Source organism: Chryseobacterium electrogenes, from assembly GCF_053553015.1.
On the sequence record NZ_JBNPPB010000002.1, the window covers coordinates 751,987 to 768,968 of the forward strand.

Annotated in this window: 15 protein-coding genes; 11 read left to right on the forward strand and 4 right to left on the reverse strand. The window is 33.2% G+C overall.

The window, feature by feature from the left end; all coding sequences use genetic code 11:
* Positions 1-83: 83 nt before the first annotated feature.
* Positions 84-494: an acyl-CoA thioesterase gene (locus ACQQ6V_RS03450; protein WP_448844160.1), complete on the reverse strand. Its 411-nt coding sequence runs from the start codon at positions 492-494 to the stop codon at positions 84-86.
* Between the two features lie 135 nt (positions 495-629).
* Here ACQQ6V_RS03450 and dnaA point away from each other — a divergent pair, with 135 nt between their 5' ends.
* The 7 genes from dnaA (at position 630) to ACQQ6V_RS03485 (ending at position 8,705) form a co-directional block, all read left to right on the forward strand.
* Positions 630-2,081 carry a chromosomal replication initiator protein DnaA gene (gene dnaA, locus ACQQ6V_RS03455; RefSeq protein WP_448844161.1) on the forward strand — a complete coding sequence of 484 codons (1,452 nt, stop codon included), beginning with the start codon at positions 630-632 and terminating at the stop codon, positions 2,079-2,081.
* 61 nt (positions 2,082-2,142) lie between these two features.
* Positions 2,143-2,607, forward strand: a complete 465-nt coding sequence (locus ACQQ6V_RS03460) for a low molecular weight protein-tyrosine-phosphatase (RefSeq protein ID WP_448844162.1) — start codon at positions 2,143-2,145, stop codon at positions 2,605-2,607.
* Position 2,608: 1 nt separating this feature from the next.
* A complete protein-coding gene (locus ACQQ6V_RS03465; protein ID WP_448844163.1) occupies positions 2,609-3,307 on the forward strand; it encodes an SAM-dependent methyltransferase in 699 nt (232 codons plus the stop codon).
* A gap of 264 nt (positions 3,308-3,571) precedes the next feature.
* Positions 3,572-4,402, forward strand: a complete 831-nt coding sequence (locus ACQQ6V_RS03470; protein ID WP_448844164.1) for a helix-turn-helix domain-containing protein — start codon at positions 3,572-3,574, stop codon at positions 4,400-4,402.
* Between the two features lie 122 nt (positions 4,403-4,524).
* Positions 4,525-5,832, forward strand: coding sequence for a TolC family protein (locus ACQQ6V_RS03475; protein WP_448844165.1), 1,308 nt, complete (start codon positions 4,525-4,527; stop codon positions 5,830-5,832).
* Between the two features lie 34 nt (positions 5,833-5,866).
* Positions 5,867-6,982: an HlyD family secretion protein gene (locus ACQQ6V_RS03480; protein WP_448844166.1), complete on the forward strand. Its 1,116-nt coding sequence runs from the start codon at positions 5,867-5,869 to the stop codon at positions 6,980-6,982.
* A gap of 121 nt (positions 6,983-7,103) precedes the next feature.
* Positions 7,104-8,705: an efflux MFS transporter permease gene (locus ACQQ6V_RS03485; protein ID WP_448844167.1), complete on the forward strand. Its 1,602-nt coding sequence runs from the start codon at positions 7,104-7,106 to the stop codon at positions 8,703-8,705.
* 127 nt (positions 8,706-8,832) lie between these two features.
* Here ACQQ6V_RS03485 and ACQQ6V_RS03490 read toward each other — a convergent pair whose 3' ends face one another.
* Together ACQQ6V_RS03490 and ACQQ6V_RS03495 are read right to left on the reverse strand one after the other, a co-directional pair.
* The gene (locus ACQQ6V_RS03490; protein ID WP_448844168.1) at positions 8,833-9,699 is read right to left on the reverse strand and encodes a sigma-70 family RNA polymerase sigma factor; all 867 of its coding nucleotides are present in this window, start codon (positions 9,697-9,699) and stop codon (positions 8,833-8,835) included.
* A gap of 508 nt (positions 9,700-10,207) precedes the next feature.
* The gene (locus tag ACQQ6V_RS03495) at positions 10,208-10,999 is read right to left on the reverse strand and encodes a S1/P1 nuclease (RefSeq protein ID WP_448844169.1); all 792 of its coding nucleotides are present in this window, start codon (positions 10,997-10,999) and stop codon (positions 10,208-10,210) included.
* A 170-nt stretch (positions 11,000-11,169) separates the two neighbouring features.
* On the opposite strand from ACQQ6V_RS03495, the gene ACQQ6V_RS03500 reads away from it, so the two are divergent.
* From ACQQ6V_RS03500 to ACQQ6V_RS03515, 4 genes are all read left to right on the forward strand, one after another.
* Entirely contained in the window at positions 11,170-12,099 is a 930-nt protein-coding gene (locus ACQQ6V_RS03500; protein ID WP_448844170.1) for a DUF6845 domain-containing protein, read from the forward strand.
* A gap of 97 nt (positions 12,100-12,196) precedes the next feature.
* On the forward strand, positions 12,197-15,022 hold the full coding sequence (uvrA, locus tag ACQQ6V_RS03505) for an excinuclease ABC subunit UvrA (RefSeq protein ID WP_448846171.1): 2,826 nt from the start codon (positions 12,197-12,199) through the stop codon (positions 15,020-15,022).
* A 165-nt stretch (positions 15,023-15,187) separates the two neighbouring features.
* Entirely contained in the window at positions 15,188-15,580 is a 393-nt protein-coding gene (locus ACQQ6V_RS03510) for a hypothetical protein (protein WP_448844171.1), read from the forward strand.
* A gap of 63 nt (positions 15,581-15,643) precedes the next feature.
* The gene (locus tag ACQQ6V_RS03515; RefSeq protein WP_448844172.1) at positions 15,644-16,156 is read left to right on the forward strand and encodes a DUF421 domain-containing protein; all 513 of its coding nucleotides are present in this window, start codon (positions 15,644-15,646) and stop codon (positions 16,154-16,156) included.
* A 34-nt stretch (positions 16,157-16,190) separates the two neighbouring features.
* On the opposite strand, the gene ACQQ6V_RS03520 is transcribed toward ACQQ6V_RS03515, so the two are convergent.
* Positions 16,191-16,982: a GLPGLI family protein gene (locus ACQQ6V_RS03520; protein ID WP_448844173.1), complete on the reverse strand. Its 792-nt coding sequence runs from the start codon at positions 16,980-16,982 to the stop codon at positions 16,191-16,193.

A 16,982-nucleotide genomic window follows, 5' to 3' on the forward strand; every position in this document is an offset into this window, starting at 1 on the left:
TTATCATACTTAGTGTTTAAAATGTGTACCAAATTACAACTTTATTATGTTAAGTTCCAATCATTTAACATTTTTTTATGAAACTATTCTTCCCATTTTGATAGAATAAGATCCATTAAGAAGTCTGGACACTTTATAATTTTATTAGATTGGGCTTCTAGAAAGAAGAGAGTAGTCTCTGCTGTTGATATTTTTTCATTATTTTCGTTGTAGATTTCATATTCGAAAATAATCCGTACACCTGGTAACTTTTTCACATAAGTTTTGATGGTTAAAAGCTGATCGTATAAAGCTGGTTTTATATATTTGATTTGATATTCAGAAACTGGTAAAAATATACCGCGCTTTTCAATCTCATCATAAGGCATTCCTAGTGAGCGAAATAGCTCCACGCGGGCTACTTCTAAGTAGGTTGCATAGTTGCCATAATAGACATATTTCATTGGGTCTGTTTCTGCGTAACGTACTCTTATAGAGTGAGTTGTGTTTATCATTTTGGGTTGTTTATTATACATACAAATATATTTTTTAATAATCAATAGCCCAAGATTTTTTTTTTATAAATTATAATTAGACATTTGTCATCCCAATAAAAAGTAGTGATTTCACACACATAAGCAGCTGATAAAATGAACGAAAATTTAGTATTAATCTGGGAGAAATGCCTTCAGTTTATGAGAGATAATCTTAATAGCGCTGAAGACAATTCGGATCTCAAAAAATTGGAGAATTCCTTTGATTTGTTATTTGATAAAGTGGAGCCGATTTCATTGGTTAACCACAACTTGACCTTGTTAGTACCTAGTGATTTTTATAAAGAATATATAGAAGATAATTATCTTTCTTTATTATCTGCAGCTCTTAAAAAAAATATAGGAAAAGGTGTTAAGCTTTGGTATTCTGTTATGGAAAACAAACCAAAAGGACAAGAAGCACCTATTACCTTAAGTGTAAAAGGAAATTCTACCCAAGCCCCTAAGATACAAGAAGCTTTGCCAGTTCGTAAAGAATCGCATATCAATCCTTTTGTAGCGCCTGGTATTAAGAAAATTAATATTTCTTCTAATCTTAAAGCAGATTTGTCTTTTGATAACTTTGTAGAAGGAGAGAGTAATAAATTGGCTGCAACGGTAGGTAAAACTATCGCAAAAAGACCAGGATCAACAGCTTTCAACCCATTGTTTTTACATGGAGGTTATGGTGTAGGTAAGACTCACCTTGGACAAGCAATTGGACTAGAAGTGAAGAATTCTTTCCCAGATAAGGTTGTTTTGTACCAATCTTCAGAGAAGTTTATTCAGGACTTTATCAAGGCTGCAAAATCTCAAGATAAAACAGGTTTTCAGAATTATTATCAATTAGTTGATGTTTTGATTATTGATGATATTCAGTTTTTATCAGGTAAAGCAGCAACACAAGATAGTTTCTTCCATGTTTTTGATTATTTACATCAAAATGGGAAACAGATTATATTAACATCTGATAAAGCTCCTGCTGATATTTTGGATATCCAAGAGCGTATCGTTTCTCGTTTCAAATGGGGATTAACAGCAGAGATAAAATCACCTAACTTTGATACACGTCGCCAGATTATTGTAGATAAATTATCTCGTGATGGTATTGTTTTAACGGATGATATGTTAGATTTCTTAGCATCAGAAGTAAAAACTAACGTTAGAGAATTAATGGGAGTTATCAATTCTGTAATTGCTTATTCTACAATTTATAAGTCAGATCTTAGTTTAGAATTGCTAAAAGACACAATTAATAAGATTGCTTCTACTCAGAAGAAAACGATTAACATTCCTTATATCCAAGAAGTAGTTTGTGATTATTTTGGGATTAATAGAGAAGTTTTATTATCAAAATCACGTAAGAGAGAGATTGCATTACCTAGACAGTTAGCGATGTATTTTGCTAAAGAATATACCAACTCTACTTTTACCAAAATTGGAGAAGAAATGGGAGGTAAAGATCACTCTACTGTTATGTATGCTTGTGATACCATACGAGACGTCTCCAAAATTGATAAAGAAATTAAAAAATACATCAAAGACTTAAAGGAAAGAATTAGTCAATAGATTATATAACTAAAAAGGATTTAAAGTAATTTGAATCCTTTTTTTTATTTATTTTTGAATCATGAAAATATTAATGTTGTGCTTGGGTAATATCTGTAGAAGTCCTTTGGCAGAAGGAATTTTAAGAAGTAAAATCTCTACTAATCATCTTGTAGACAGTGCAGGGACGATTTCTATGCATGAAGGTCAGAAAGCTGATAAGCGCTCCATAAAAACTGCACAGAATCATCATATTGATATTAATGTACATCGATCAAGACCAATTCTAGAGAAGGATTTTGAAGAATTTGACCATATTTATTGCATGGATCACAATAATCTTCAAGACGCTATTTCCTTAACAAAATCAGACGCGCAACGCCAAAAAATATCTTTAATATTAGATGTTTTGCAAGATGAGAATTCTCGTGAGGTCCCAGATCCTTATTGGGGAGATTTGTCTGATTTCGATGATGTTTATCAGATGTTGGATAAAGCTTGTGATGTTATCGCCAACAAAATTAATAATAATCAAAACCTAAACTAAAATGCTATTTCTGTTACCAGCTTATCTTTCTGAGAATTCTCCCGTAGATTATTTTGCACCTTGTATTAAAGATATTATTCTGAAAACGGATTATTTCTTTGTAGAAAACGAAAAAACAGCTCGTAAGGTCATTAAGTTTTTTGCACCAGAAAAAAAGCAATCAGAGTTAAAGTTATTTTTACTAGATAAATACTCTGAAAGTAATGATCTCAAAGAAGCACAACAACTCATGAAGGAAGGCGTAGATTTCGGGCTTTTATCAGAAGCTGGTTTGCCGTGCATTGGAGATCCAGGCAATATTATTGTAAAGTGGAGCCATGACAACGCAATAAAAGTGATCCCTATTAATGGGCCAAGTTCTTTTATTTTGGCATTAATTGCGAGTGGTTTTAATGGGCAACAATTTAGTTTCAATGGATATTTGGCGATTGATAAATCCGAAAAAAGAAAGCAAATACAGCAATTAGAAGCGATTGTAAATAAGTCTGGTTTTACACAGATTTTTATGGAGACACCTTATCGTAATAATCAGATGATAGATGATCTATGTAAATATCTTTCTCCCAAAACAAAATTATGCATCGCTGCTAATATTAATGATCCAGAGTCAGAATTTATCCAGACGAGAAGCGCCCAAGATTGGCAAAAACAAAAACCAGACCTACATAAGATCCCAACAGTGTTTTTAATAGGGAACTAAAATTGATGAAATCATAATTATATTATTGTTTGTATGATTTTTCACATAAGCTATTAATATTAATTATTGATGATAATAAGTTATTTTTGATTGTCTAATATTGCTTAAGTTGATGACTGTAATGTTAAATTTTTGACTATTTGTAACCATAGATTAGAAGAAGTTAAGACTTAGTTAATGTGTTGATGATCAGTTAATATGCATAAAAATTAAAAAATATCTATTTAAAAGCATCTTATTTCCTATTTTTGAAAAAAAAGAAATTTGAGTTTTGAGGATGTAAAAATTTTTACGGAAAAAAATCTTTTAGATTTGTTGGTGATGGGACATCCTTATCATCCATCTAAGCCGTCTTTTTTGTTTGTAAAACGTGGTAGGCTAACGATGAAAGAACAGATCAATCATATTATTATGGAGGATTTTTCGATTATCCTTATAGATCCTAGCTCTGTTTACGAAATTCTGGAGTATAGTAATGATATTCAGTTTTTGATGCTTAATTACGACCTAAGCTTTATCCAAAATTTATCTTTAAAGTTTAATAAACTTAATGCTTATCGTACAATAGGAGGAGAGTTTAAGAAAGTTTATCATGTCGAAGAGCAAGAATTTTTCGCTTTTTGGAGAAATCTTGATAATCTAGATTATTACATTAATCAAGATGATGATTTGGCTTACAAATTGGAAATTATTGAGAGCCATTTCACATCAATTCTCTATCAATTTGCGAGTTTAATAGCCAAGACTAGACTGATTTCTAAAGACAAGATGACGCGCTCTCAAGAAATTGTCTTCGATTTTATTCGATTTGTTTCAGATTATTATTTACAAGAAAAAAGTGTAGAGTTCTATGCTTCAAAACTGATGTTGTCTACGCGACATCTTTCTGCCGTCCTCAAGGAAGTGACGGGCAAAACAGCTAACCAAATTATCAACGATTATATTTTTAATGAAGCTAAAGCTTTATTATCCTCTACACTTAAGCCTATTAATGAAATTGCTAGCGAGCTACAGTTTAGTGATCAATTTGCTTTTAGTCATTTCTTTAAAAAACATCAAAAAGTAAGCCCAACAGAATATCGCAATATGTTTTAGAGATTTAATCTTACTTTTGAGCATTTCAAACACTTGTTTAATCATTATTTTACTTGAGTTAAGAATGTATTTTTGTATCGTTGAAAATTGATAAAATAGATTATCAAGCTAAATAGTTAAAAATGAAAAACAAGGTAAAGACTTCATTATTAGCTTTTTTTCTTATGGGCGGATTATATCATGCTCAAGAAATTAAGACCATGACTGCAGAAGAAGTCATGCAACTGGCGATTAAAAATCATCAGCAATTAAAATTATCCGAAAAAAACATTGATATTGCTAAGCAGCAAACTGAGGTGGTAAAACTTCAGAAATTGCCCAATATCACAGCATCTACCAGTCAGTTTTATCTAGGTGATGTTCTTTTGTTAGATAAGCATTTTTCTAACTCTACAACTTTAGACATGCCTCATTATGGCAGTACGTATGGAGTACAAGCCAGCCAATTGATTTTTAAAGGAGGATTGGTTAATAAGTCTGTAGAGATGGCAGGTTTGCGAGAACAGTTGGCGCAACTAGATCTTGAAAAAGATCAACAAAATGTCAGATTTCTAGTAACGTCTACTTTTTTGGATATTCAGAAGTTGATTAATCAAATAGAAGTTTTTAAGAATAATAAAAAATTAGCACAAGAACGATTGAAAAACGTTCAGAAATTCTACCAACAAGGCATGATCACAAGAAATGAGGTCATCCGTGGAGAATTGGCTATTAAGAATCTTGATCAAGGGATTTTGGTTTTAGAAAACAATAAAAAAATTCTTAATTATCAATTGAATGTTGTCTTGGCATTGCCTACAGATACAGAGATTATCCCGGTAAGTGATTCTGATAAAGCATCAATAACGTCTGAGCAAAATGTCTATATGGAGCTTGCGCATCAAAGTAGTCCAATCATAAAGTCAGCACAAAAAAACATTGCGGTTGCCGATAAAAATATTGAAATCATCAATACAGATAAGATGCCGACAGTAGCTGCTTTTGGAGGTTATAATATGCAGCGTCCTATCACATCAAGAATCCCGGCTTTGGATATGTATAGCAACTCTTGGCAGGCAGGCGTTTCCATAAACTACAATATTGATAATCTTTTTAAAACTAAAGAAAGATTGAAAGTAGGAGAGCTACAGAAAAGTCAAGCACAAGAAGCATTAACCTTAATGCAACAAAATATTGATGTGGCTGTTAACGCTGCTTATATCAAGCATCAAGAAGCGATAAAGCAAGCCGAAATTTTTGAAGATTCTAAACGTTTGGCTAATGAAAATTATAATATTACAGAAGCTAAGTATCTTAATCAATTGGCGGTACAAGCCGAAATGATTGATGCTCAAAATCAAAAACTACAAGCTGAGCTAGACTTAGCTAATGCTGAGATTAATGTAATCTATCAATATTATAATTTATTGAAATCTACAGGAACACTTTAATTAATTACGAACAAGGTTAAAAAAAAATATAAACATGGAAAACAAGGAAACCCAACAAAATACACCACAGACACCTCCACAATCAGCGCCTAAAGCGCCAGAAAATAAGAAAAAAAATAAAACTAATAAAGCACGCTCTATCATCTCTAACATCATTGTTTTTGCAGTGATTGGCTTCGGGTTTTATTGGTTGGTGACAAAATATTTTCATGTTGGTGATAATAATTATACAGAAGCTGCTCAGGTAGAGGAGTTTATTAATCCTATTAATACAAGGATTCCGGGTTATATCAAAGAAATTAAATTCATAGAACACCAACAAGTTAAAAAAGGCGATACTTTATTAATATTGGATGATCGCGAGATAGAAACGCAGTTGGGACAAGCAGAAGCAGCTTATCAAAATGCAATGGCTCAAAAAAATGCGACAGGTTCTTCTGTTAATACAGTTTCTAATAATATAAATGTTATGGAATCTAACATTGCAGGTGCTAAAGCAAGACTTTGGAACGCAGAACAAAATCTTAAGCGTTATAAAAATCTACTAGCTTCTGAAGCTGTGACTAGACAACAATTCGACCAAGTGAAAACTGAATATGATGCTCAAAAAGCAGCTTACGAAACTCTAGTTAATCAAAAGCAATCTGCTAGTCTTTCTACCACAGAAGTAAAGTCTAGATTAGGTATTAACGATGCAGAAATTAAAAGAACAAAGTCTGCACTAGATATGGCTAAAATCAACTTGAGCTATACAGTAATCACTGCACCTTATGATGGAGTAATGGGAAGAAGAACGATTGCTGAAGGACAATTGATACAGCCAGGACAACAAGTTGCAACGATTGTATTAAATAGTCAAAAATGGGTGACAGCTAATTTCTTAGAAAGCCAAATGCCAAATGTGAAAATTGGAAGCCATTTTACAATGAAAGCGGATGCCTTAGGTGGACAAGAATTTGAAGGAGTAGTAACGGCAGTTTCTGCAGCAACAGGTTCTAGATATTCTAATGTTCCGACGGATAACTCTACAGGAAATTTTATTAAAGTTCAGCAAAGAATTCCTGTAAGATTAGAATTTACTAAAAATAACGATCCTCAAAAAGTTAAAGAACTAAGAGCGGGGATGAATATGGTTTTGAAAATTAAATAGTATCAAGATTTTAGTTTTTAATTGACACTTGATCATATATAGTTGACAATATTAGTCTAATGTCTCGTGTCTAACATCTAAATTCTAATATCAAATTTTCTAACCTCTAATTCTTATAAAAATGTATAATAAAGGATTATTTCACGATTGGGTTCCAAAGCCCTTGCAATTGCTCTTACTAGTCATTATGATGGCGGTGGCAATGCCAATTGCTGGAGTCTATACGGGGAATCTCAGTCATATGGTTTCTGGTTCTGGTGTGATGCAAGAATATTTTCTGATGGCAAATTATGCGACTACGATTGGGATGGGCGTAGCTATGCCATTAGTTTTAAGATTCAAACTTCGATTTAAAATCAGACATAAGGTTACGGTTGTTTTTATAATGTTGGCATTTTTACTATTTGTCAATGCAACAACTTCAGAACCTTGGATTATTATTGTTAACTCTCTGTTGATAGGGTTTTTGAAAATGATTATAAGCATGGAGTTTTTCCTACCATTAATGATGCTAGTTCCTGTGCGAGGCGTTTTCTACGGATTGCTTTACGGATTAGTTTTGGTAATGGCACAGGTCATGAATTTCTATGCAGCAGAATATTCTGTAATGTATAATTGGCAATACTTTTTTATAGTAACAGCATTAATTTGCTTATTCATGGCATTAATCAGTTGGATATTAATGCATAATCAATACTTTGCTTTAAAGATGCCTTTGTACTATATCGATTGGCTTAGCGCATTATTATTCGCGATGACATTCGTATCATTAGCTTATGTTTTATCGTTCGGAAGACAACAAGATTGGTTTAATTCTAATAATATTATTAATGGATGCATTTTGTTTTTCGTTAGTTTTGCTGCTTTAGTTATTAGACAATCGACACTAAAACGTCCTTACTTATCATTCAGAATTTTCAAGAAAAATAATGTGAGACACGGATTGTTAATGCTGTTTTTTCTCGGGATGTTCATTGGATTGGGTTCTATCCAAAGTATTTTCGCAGTTGGGATATTACAATATGACCAAATAACGAATGCAAAACTTAATTTACTAATGATACCAGGGATTATTGCAGGTGCTGTGGTCGCGATTATTTGGTTTAAAAAAGAACTGAATGTCAAGATGTATATTTTCTCAGGATTTGCAGCAATGTTAATGTTTACGATTGTTTTGTATCTCTCAATGGTGCCAGAATTTAATTACGAAAGATGGTATCTCCCAATGTTTCTTAAGGGTTACGGGATGTGTGCATTATTTATCGCAATTTGGTATTACACCTTAGATAAGTTAGATGTTAATGATCTTTTGCCAGCGATAGGATTTGTATTAGTTTGGAGAACTTTTATTGCGGTGGGTATATTTTCTGCGCTATATTCTTGGATGCAATACCGCTTTCAGGTGACGAGTTTAGGAGATCTAGCCGTGTATTGGGATGGTTTATTAATGGGACCTCAAGAGACAATGATGAATCTGAAGTCTATCCAGATTAATGCTATTTTGGCTGCTAACAAAAAGTTGTTAGGCTACGTTATCATCGCGGGTATTGGTGTTTTGTTATATATATTAACACATCATTTCGGAGAAGAAAGATTCACTAAAGTTAAATTTATAAGGACTTTAAAAGGTAAAGCTTTAATTGCAAAACGTAGAAAAAGAGAACAATTAATTTTAGATAGAAACCTTAAAGGTATAAAAGATATAGCGGGCTCTGCGCCGTAAAGAAACCTTGTTTTTCATGGAAACCCCTGATACTTTTTTGTAGAAGGGGTTTCTTTTTGGTTTTAATTCAACAAAAAAAAGGATCCAGTTAACCAGATCCTTATTGTATTGTTTTTGTCGTAGAAAATTATTTACCTAAATAAGACTTTAGGATTTTGCTTCTGCTGTTATGCTTCAGACGCTTGATTGCTTTTTCCTTAATCTGACGCACACGCTCTCTTGTAAGATCAAAAGTCTCTCCAATTTCTTCTAAAGTCATTGGGTGTTTGCCATTAAGCCCAAAATACAATCTAACTAAATCTGCTTCTCTTGGCGTCAAAGTATTTAATGCTCGTTCTATTTCAATCTGAAGAGATTCTAACATTAGATCCTTATCTGGGCTAGGAGATTCGCCAGAACGCAAAACGTCGTACAAGTTACTATCTTCACCTTCAACCAATGGTGCATCCATAGACAAGTGACGACCAGAGTTTTTCATAGACTCCTTAATGTCATCCTCGCTCATGTCTAGCACTTCTGCCAATTCTTCTGGGGAAGGAGGTCTCTCGTTTTCTTGCTCTAGGTGGGCGTAAGCTTTGTTAATCTTATTAATAGATCCAATCTTGTTAAGCGGTAATCTTACAATTCTAGATTGTTCTGCTAGCGCTTGTAAGATAGATTGTCTAATCCACCATACAGCATAAGAGATAAATTTAAAACCTCTAGTTTCGTCATAACGTTTTGCAGCTTTCATTAATCCCAAGTTACCTTCATTGATAAGATCCGGAAGAGAAAGACCTTGGTTTTGGTATTGCTTAGAAACTGATACTACGAAACGAAGGTTGGCTTTAATTAGTTTTTCCAAAGCGGCTCTATCGCCGGCGCGGATACGTTGTGCCAAGTCTACTTCTTCGTCTGCTGTAATCAATTCTACTTTACCAATTTCCTGTAGATATTTATCTAGCGAAGCGGTTTCCCTGTTGGTAACCTGTTTTGTAATTTTTAACTGTCTCATTATAAAATCACTCCATGTAGAGTTCTATTACATTATACGAAAAGATATACCAAAAGGTTACAAATAATTTATTTTAACTCTAATTTATGTTTTTCTTTGGGCGTCTTAACCAGCTTTCGCGACTCGCTTTTTTGCGCCTATACTTTTCCTTCGCTTACAAAAAGAGCTCAGACAGATCGCTCTATCTGGGACGCAGAGTGGTGGTTAGTTGAGAAGTTGGTTTTCAGAAGTTAGAAATGGTAAATTCTTTAATAAATAATAAATGTCTGTTGTTAATCATAAAGCTAATATCAGTGTTCATTCTATAAGAATCTTCAATGTGCTACAATGAAGCAGTTTAGATTCCTTCGGAATGACAAAAATGTTGAAAACCTAAATTGTTATTTAATTACATATTAACAAAAAACGTTGTTAGAACTCCAAGCTCTAACAACGTATTATTAAAATTATTTTATAAAGTTTCGTAATCTCTCGAATTAGAAATTCCGTCTTTTTACAATTCTGTTAATTAAAACAAATCATTAATTAGTTTTGCTAATCTCAATCCGCCATATAACAATTGACGCTCCATCGTATCATTGAATTTGTATTGATAATCGTAGGCCAATTTGCTTCCTTCAGGTGTTTCTGCGTAGATTTTGTTGGCAATTTTGTGAGAATCATATAACCAATCTTCTAGTGTACCAGCTTGTATTACCTTTACTTCATCTTTGGTTTTAATGTCAAGAAGTTTGGCATATTCAGTATAGCTGTATTTTTGAGAGTCTATTAACTTACCATCCCAAACCGAGTGAAGATTAGTTTTTTCTCCAAAATAAGTGACATTAATTTTGTTACCCCCAAGATCGCCAGCACGTCCTGTATGCATAGGTTGTGCAAGATCTCCCATAAGATGAATCAAGAAAATTAAAGCAATTTTGCGGTCTTTTTCTGATGTTTTTTCATCTTTAATTTGAGAAGATAATACGCTAACTTGCGTGTAAAGACTAGGTCCAGCTTGTGCTTTTAGATTAGCTTCAAAAGCCTTTAGATCTGTCTGTGGATCTATATTTACATAATGCCAAGAAGAAGCTTCTTTCCATGCTCCTGTAGTGTCAGACTTAATAAAATCTGGCCAGTTGGCCCAATAAGCTAGGCGCTCTTCGCCCATTATCTTTTTTATTTGGCGTTTTGCTTTTCCAGATAAGTGGTTTTCTGCTATTTCTGCAATAACTCTATGTCCGGTTAATCCCCAAGCGTAAGAATATATTGAGGATGAAAGTAATCCTACAAATAAAATTCTGGTTAAAATCTTTTTCATAAAAAAAATCGTCTGTTTGTCGATTGCCAAAGATAAGAAGTCTTAATGTATTTGATTGTTTTTAAATTTCAATGAAATGTTAATTTTTCAATATAACATTAATGGTATTGGGTAGTTAGTGAGATTTTTTTATATATTTAATTCGCAAATTAACTATAATGATATAAATTATGAAGAAAATTATTTTAATTATTGGAATGTTTTCCGTGGCTGGCTTACAGATAAGTTGTAAGAAGGATGGCGATAGTGCTAAAGCTTCTACGACAGCCAAAGTGGATAATATGGACGATGCTAATAGTATTATTGAATTTAATAATAATATCTTGGCGGAGTACAAATCCAAAACAAAAGAGATAGAGTCAATTTTAAAATATGCGGATGCTGCCGTAAAAAAGTCTTCTGGAGAAAAAGTTTTATTTATGCCAATGGTTATGCCTTCTATCACGATTAAGAAAGCAGATGCTGTACCAGATGCTTTTGGTAAGGAGAAATCTGTTTTGGACAAGAGCTTTAAGGTTTTCAAAGAAAAGTATGATAATATCAAAAAGAAACTAGAACAACTGAAATCTTATATTGCAGCAGAGGATTATAAAGATGATAATGGTAATAAGGCTTCTGCGATTTATAAAGAAATAGAAGCAGATAGTGAGCAGTTTTTTAGTGCTGGCGAAAATATTTTGGATAAAATGAAACCCGCGGTGGATGTTGCTGAAGAAATTAGTCTGAAAGGTCATCCTCTAAGAAAATATATTGTATCGTCTAAAAAGGTAAATGATGATATGGATCAGGCATTTTCTATTTTGGACAAACAATTTGTTGCAGAAAAATTCGATGAAACAGAAGTACAAAAAGCTTATGATAATCTTGCTAAATCTCTAGAAACGAATGTTGCACTAACATTTGACGTAAAAGACAAACAATATTCTTATAAAGCCAAAAGTTATGAGAATTACAATAAAAAAATATCTGATTATCTGGATAAGTTTCGTAAGTTAATTAGAGATTCTAAAGCCTCAGGAAGCATTTCAGAATCTGATATTAATACAATGGATAGTGCTTATGATTCTGCGATTTCGTCCTATAATAGTTTTGTTAATTAATCTTTTTATTATAAAGCATAAACCTCAATTAATCTTGAGGTTTTTTTATGGATAGATGTGTCGCAAAAGTTTGATTATTCGTACCTTTGCAAAATCTATGGCTGATAAAGAATTTATTGAAATTTACGGTGCTCGCGAGCACAATCTAAAAGATATTTCCGTTAAAATCCCGAGAAACGAATTGGTCGTTATTACTGGTTTATCAGGAAGCGGAAAGTCATCGTTGGCATTTGATACTATTTTTGCAGAGGGTCAACGCCGTTATATTGAGACTTTCTCGGCGTATGCCAGACAGTTTTTGGGCGGTTTAGAAAGACCAGATGTCGACAAGATAGAAGGACTGTCGCCTGTTATTGCCATTGAGCAAAAAACCACTAATAAGAATCCACGTTCTACCGTTGGTACAATCACAGAATTGTATGATTTTTTACGATTGTTGTATGCTAGAGTTTCGGATGCTTATTCTCAGACTTCGGGTCAGAAGTTAGTGAGTTACACAGAAGAGCAGATTCTTGATACAATTAAAGAAAACTATAAAGGTCAAAAAATATTATTGCTTTCCCCAGTGGTAAGATCCAGAAAAGGGCATTATCACGAGCTTTTTATTCAGTTGTCTAAGAAAGGTTACTCGCAGGCTAGGATAGATGGCGTTCTCCAGGATATCGAACCCGATTTGAAATTAGACCGTTACAAAACCCACGATATAGAAGTGGTTATAGACCGTTGGATCGTTGGCGAAAATGCGACAGAAACCCGCATGCCTAAGTCTTTGAAAACGGCTTTGGATATGGGAGAAGGTGCTATTGCCATCCAGAAAATGGGAGAGGATAGCGCTGTATATTTCAGTAAAAATTTGATGGATGATGATACGGGAGATTCTTTGGCATTGCCGGAACCTAATACATTTTCCTTCAATTCGCCTAAGGGAAGTTGTCCAACTTGTAAAGGTCTGGGAACGGTAAAAAAAGTAAGTGTCGATAATTTTGTAGAAAATCCTAAATTATCCATTAACCAAGGCGCTTTATTGCCATTAGAACAATTGAAAACTAATAAGTGGATTTTGTCTCAAATCAAAACTATTTTAGAAAGCTTTGATTTAGCATTATCTACACCATTTCAAGATATTCCGCAAGACGCTTTAGAATTAATCTATTACGGTTGTCATAAAGAAATTAATAAAGAATTAAAGCATGCTGGCATTTCTAAAAAGCTGAACATCAATTTTGATGGTTTAGTACCTATTTTGGAAGAAATGGTAGAAGAGCGTGAGAATTACGATGCAGTATTAATGGAGCGACACTTTACAACAGAAGAAATTTGTCCTTCTTGTAAAGGTGCAAGATTGCAGCCTTCTAGCCTTAGTTTTAAAATTGACGGGAAAAATATTGCCGAAATCAACGGTTTATCTTTGATAGATCTTAAAGATTGGTTGGCAGAAGTTAGAGGTACTTTTAGCGAAAAAAAGAAAATTATCGCACACGAAATTCTTAAAGAAATAGAAACCAGATTACAATTTTTATTGGATGTTGGTTTGGATTATTTAAGCTTAAGTAGAAGTTCTAAAACTCTTTCTGGTGGCGAGTCTCAACGTATTAGATTGGCGACACAGATTGGCTCACAGTTGGTTAATGTCCTTTATATTTTGGACGAACCAAGTATTGGATTGCATCAACGTGACAACGAGAGATTAATTAACTCTCTTAAGCATCTTCGTGATATCGGTAACTCTGTGATTGTCGTAGAGCATGACAAAGATATGATTATGGAGGCGGATCATGTTTTGGATATTGGCCCGAAAGCAGGGAAATTCGGGGGCGAAATTCTTTGGCAAGGTTCTCCTAAAGACATCACAAAAGCCAACACCATTACCGCTGATTATATTACCGGAAAACGTAAAATAGAAATCCCAGAAGTCAGAAGACAAGGTAATGGCAAATCAATTTTGCTGAAAGGCGCTACAGGAAATAACCTGAAAAATGTTAATCTAGAAGTTCCGTTAGGGATGTTGGTTGTTGTGACGGGTATCTCCGGAAGCGGAAAGTCGTCATTGATTAACGGGACGTTGTATCCAATTCTTAATAAGCATTTTTACAGAGGAGTCAAAGAGCCTTTACCATATAAAACTATTGAAGGGATTGATAATATCGACAAAATTGTAGATGTAGATCAAAGCCCGATTGGACGTACACCAAGATCTAATCCGGCAACTTATACGGGGATGTTTACCGATATTAGAAACTTGTTTGCAGAATTACCAGAGAGTAAAATTAGAGGTTACAAAGCTGGCCGATTTTCTTTTAATGTTAAAGGTGGCCGATGCGAAACTTGTCAAGGTGGCGGTCTTAAAGTGATCGAAATGAATTTTCTTCCAGATGTCTATGTACATTGTGAAACCTGCCATGGTAAACGATTTAACAGAGAAACTTTGGAAGTTAGATATAAAGGAAAATCTATTTCTGATATCTTGGATATGACGATTAATGAGGCGGTTGATTTTTTCCAACCGATCCCGAAAATCTTTAATAAAGTTAAAACTTTACAAGATGTAGGCTTGGGTTATATCACTTTAGGACAACAATCGACTACCTTATCAGGCGGCGAAGCGCAACGTATAAAATTAGCGACAGAACTGGCAAAAAGACAAACCGGAAATACACTTTATATTTTAGATGAGCCTACAACAGGTCTTCATTTTGAGGATGTTAAAATCTTGATGGAAGCCATAAATCAACTTGTAGAATTGGGTAATTCCTTTATTATAATAGAACATAATATGGATGTTATTAAGTTAGCGGATCATATTGTTGATGTTGGGCCAGAAGGTGGTAAACATGGCGGACAGATTATTGCAAAAGGAACGCCTGAGGATATTATAAAATCTAAAAAATCGCTTACAGGTAAATTTCTTAAAAAGGAAATGTAAGCAGATTTTAATTATTTATATAAAGCTTATCAATATTTTGGTAAGCTTTTTTTTATTTCAAAATTAACTCAAAATTAATTGAATGTTAATTTAATATTAACTAATGGTTTTTTTTTCTAACTTTGTTTTTTCAATTATCAATATTAATTTAAAATTCAGTTACTTATGAGAAATACGTTTAGAAAAATAACTATACTTTCGGTTTTAGTTTTACTAGCAGGTTTTGTATCTCATGTCAAAGGACAACAAAACATAGAAGAGGTTAAAGTTATAGCAGGAGATGGCTTTACAGAATTACGACAACTATTGAACGATAATTTTGACTTTACGAATATAGCGACTACAGAAGGATCTGTCAAGACGCAAGTCAACTTTAATGTTGCTAAAAATGGTAAAATTGTTAATGTAAAAGCTCTAGGAGATTGCCCTGAGGTAAGTACAGAAATAGAAAATGTACTCAATCATCTTCTTTATAAATTAAATACATCTAAAGTTAATACAACCCTATTAACCACAAATTATGTAATGCCTGTAGAGGTTTTTATTACAAGAAGATGATATAATTTGATTAAATAGTGATAACCGTGCAATTAATATGTGCGGTTTTTTTATTTTTATAAAATGAATGACTTTTTAGAAATTGCAGTTCGCTCGCTGAGTGTCTATGCGTTTATGCTTTTGGGACTTCGCTTGTTTGGGAAAAATCAGTTGTCACAGCTTAATGCGGGTGATGTTGTATTGCTATTATTGATTTCTAATGCGGTACAGAATGCCATGGTAGGCTCAGATACGAGTTTGCAAGGTGGATTGGTAGCAGCTTTGGTCTTGTTTTTAGCTAATTATTTAGTTAAAAAATTGATTTTTAAAAGTCCAAAGTTTAAAGAATTAATGGAGGATCATCCTTATGTCTTGGTACGAGATGGGAATATTTTTGACGAGACATTAAGAAAAGTGCAGATCTCTACCGACGAATTGCTAGAAACCGTTCATGAACATGGGATAGAAACCATTAAGCAAGTCAAATTAGCGATCTTAGAAGTGGATGGTAATATCAGTGTGATTTCTATAGATAGTAATAATTCTACACATTATACAAGGCATAAAAAAATCATCAGGAAGAAGCATAATTTCTAGTGATTATAATTGCTTCTTAACAATAGTTGCATAATTATTTATATTTAATTTTATGATTTAATTCTAATGGGTTATTATCTTCAATTATGCCTTTTTGTATAGCTCTACTATAGTCATTAATGTCCATTTTATTTCCTTTGGCGTCCGTCATAGTAACAGAGTGTCCAACCTTAGAATTGAGGTCATTAGGATCATTATAATACGTTTTTGCCAACGCTTCATATTTTGCCCAATCTATAGTGATTGTTTTTGTTCTAGCATCGAGTAAATTACTGTCTTTTTTCACTTCTATTAATGAAAAAGAATAGTCGTTATTAGCGTCTTCTACGGTAATAATTAATCCTGGCAAACCACAGAAAACATAAGGACCATCACTTACCGGTACATCTGTGGTAAACCATGCAGTCCAATTTCTACCACCGTAATTAACTTCGGCTTTTTGAGCTTTGTATTTACCAATATTTTTTTGTTCAGAAGAGATTTTCCAGGATAGTTTTTCTTCAATAGGTAAAAGATAATTGACGCCAAGAAAGGTTATTATTTTATCAGTTTTATTATTAGATAAATCTTTTTTGATATAAAATTGATGTTCTACACCCATCCTATAAGTATCTTTTTTATTCTTATTAATAGATAATGAATCTACTTTTTTATCAAAAGAATCCCGAAAAATAGATCTATTATTATCGAAATCCAGAATCATACTTTCCTTATTGATATCTTCTGGTCTGTCGGTGCTAGTTTTATATCTAACATCATAAATCAAACTTAGTTTTTGCGAAAAACAAGACAGTGATAGTAATAAAAAAAAGAGTGTATGTTTCAT

Bases quoted from the DNA above. Each gene is read 5' to 3' on its own strand.
- ACQQ6V_RS03450 (WP_448844160.1), bottom strand. From the start codon at position 494: ATGATAAACACAACTCACTCTATAAGAGTACGTTACGCAGAAACAGAC.
- dnaA (WP_448844161.1), top strand. From the start codon at position 630: ATGAACGAAAATTTAGTATTAATCTGGGAGAAATGCCTTCAGTTTATG.
- ACQQ6V_RS03460 (WP_448844162.1), top strand. From the start codon at position 2,143: ATGAAAATATTAATGTTGTGCTTGGGTAATATCTGTAGAAGTCCTTTG.
- ACQQ6V_RS03465 (WP_448844163.1), top strand. From the start codon at position 2,609: ATGCTATTTCTGTTACCAGCTTATCTTTCTGAGAATTCTCCCGTAGAT.
- ACQQ6V_RS03475 (WP_448844165.1), top strand. From the start codon at position 4,525: ATGAAAAACAAGGTAAAGACTTCATTATTAGCTTTTTTTCTTATGGGC.
- ACQQ6V_RS03480 (WP_448844166.1), top strand. From the start codon at position 5,867: ATGGAAAACAAGGAAACCCAACAAAATACACCACAGACACCTCCACAA.
- ACQQ6V_RS03485 (WP_448844167.1), top strand. From the start codon at position 7,104: ATGTATAATAAAGGATTATTTCACGATTGGGTTCCAAAGCCCTTGCAA.
- ACQQ6V_RS03490 (WP_448844168.1), bottom strand. From the start codon at position 9,699: ATGAGACAGTTAAAAATTACAAAACAGGTTACCAACAGGGAAACCGCT.
- ACQQ6V_RS03495 (WP_448844169.1), bottom strand. From the start codon at position 10,999: ATGAAAAAGATTTTAACCAGAATTTTATTTGTAGGATTACTTTCATCC.
- ACQQ6V_RS03500 (WP_448844170.1), top strand. From the start codon at position 11,170: ATGAAGAAAATTATTTTAATTATTGGAATGTTTTCCGTGGCTGGCTTA.
- uvrA (WP_448846171.1), top strand. From the start codon at position 12,197: ATGGCTGATAAAGAATTTATTGAAATTTACGGTGCTCGCGAGCACAAT.
- ACQQ6V_RS03510 (WP_448844171.1), top strand. From the start codon at position 15,188: ATGAGAAATACGTTTAGAAAAATAACTATACTTTCGGTTTTAGTTTTA.
- ACQQ6V_RS03515 (WP_448844172.1), top strand. From the start codon at position 15,644: ATGAATGACTTTTTAGAAATTGCAGTTCGCTCGCTGAGTGTCTATGCG.
- ACQQ6V_RS03520 (WP_448844173.1), bottom strand. From the start codon at position 16,982: ATGAAACATACACTCTTTTTTTTATTACTATCACTGTCTTGTTTTTCG.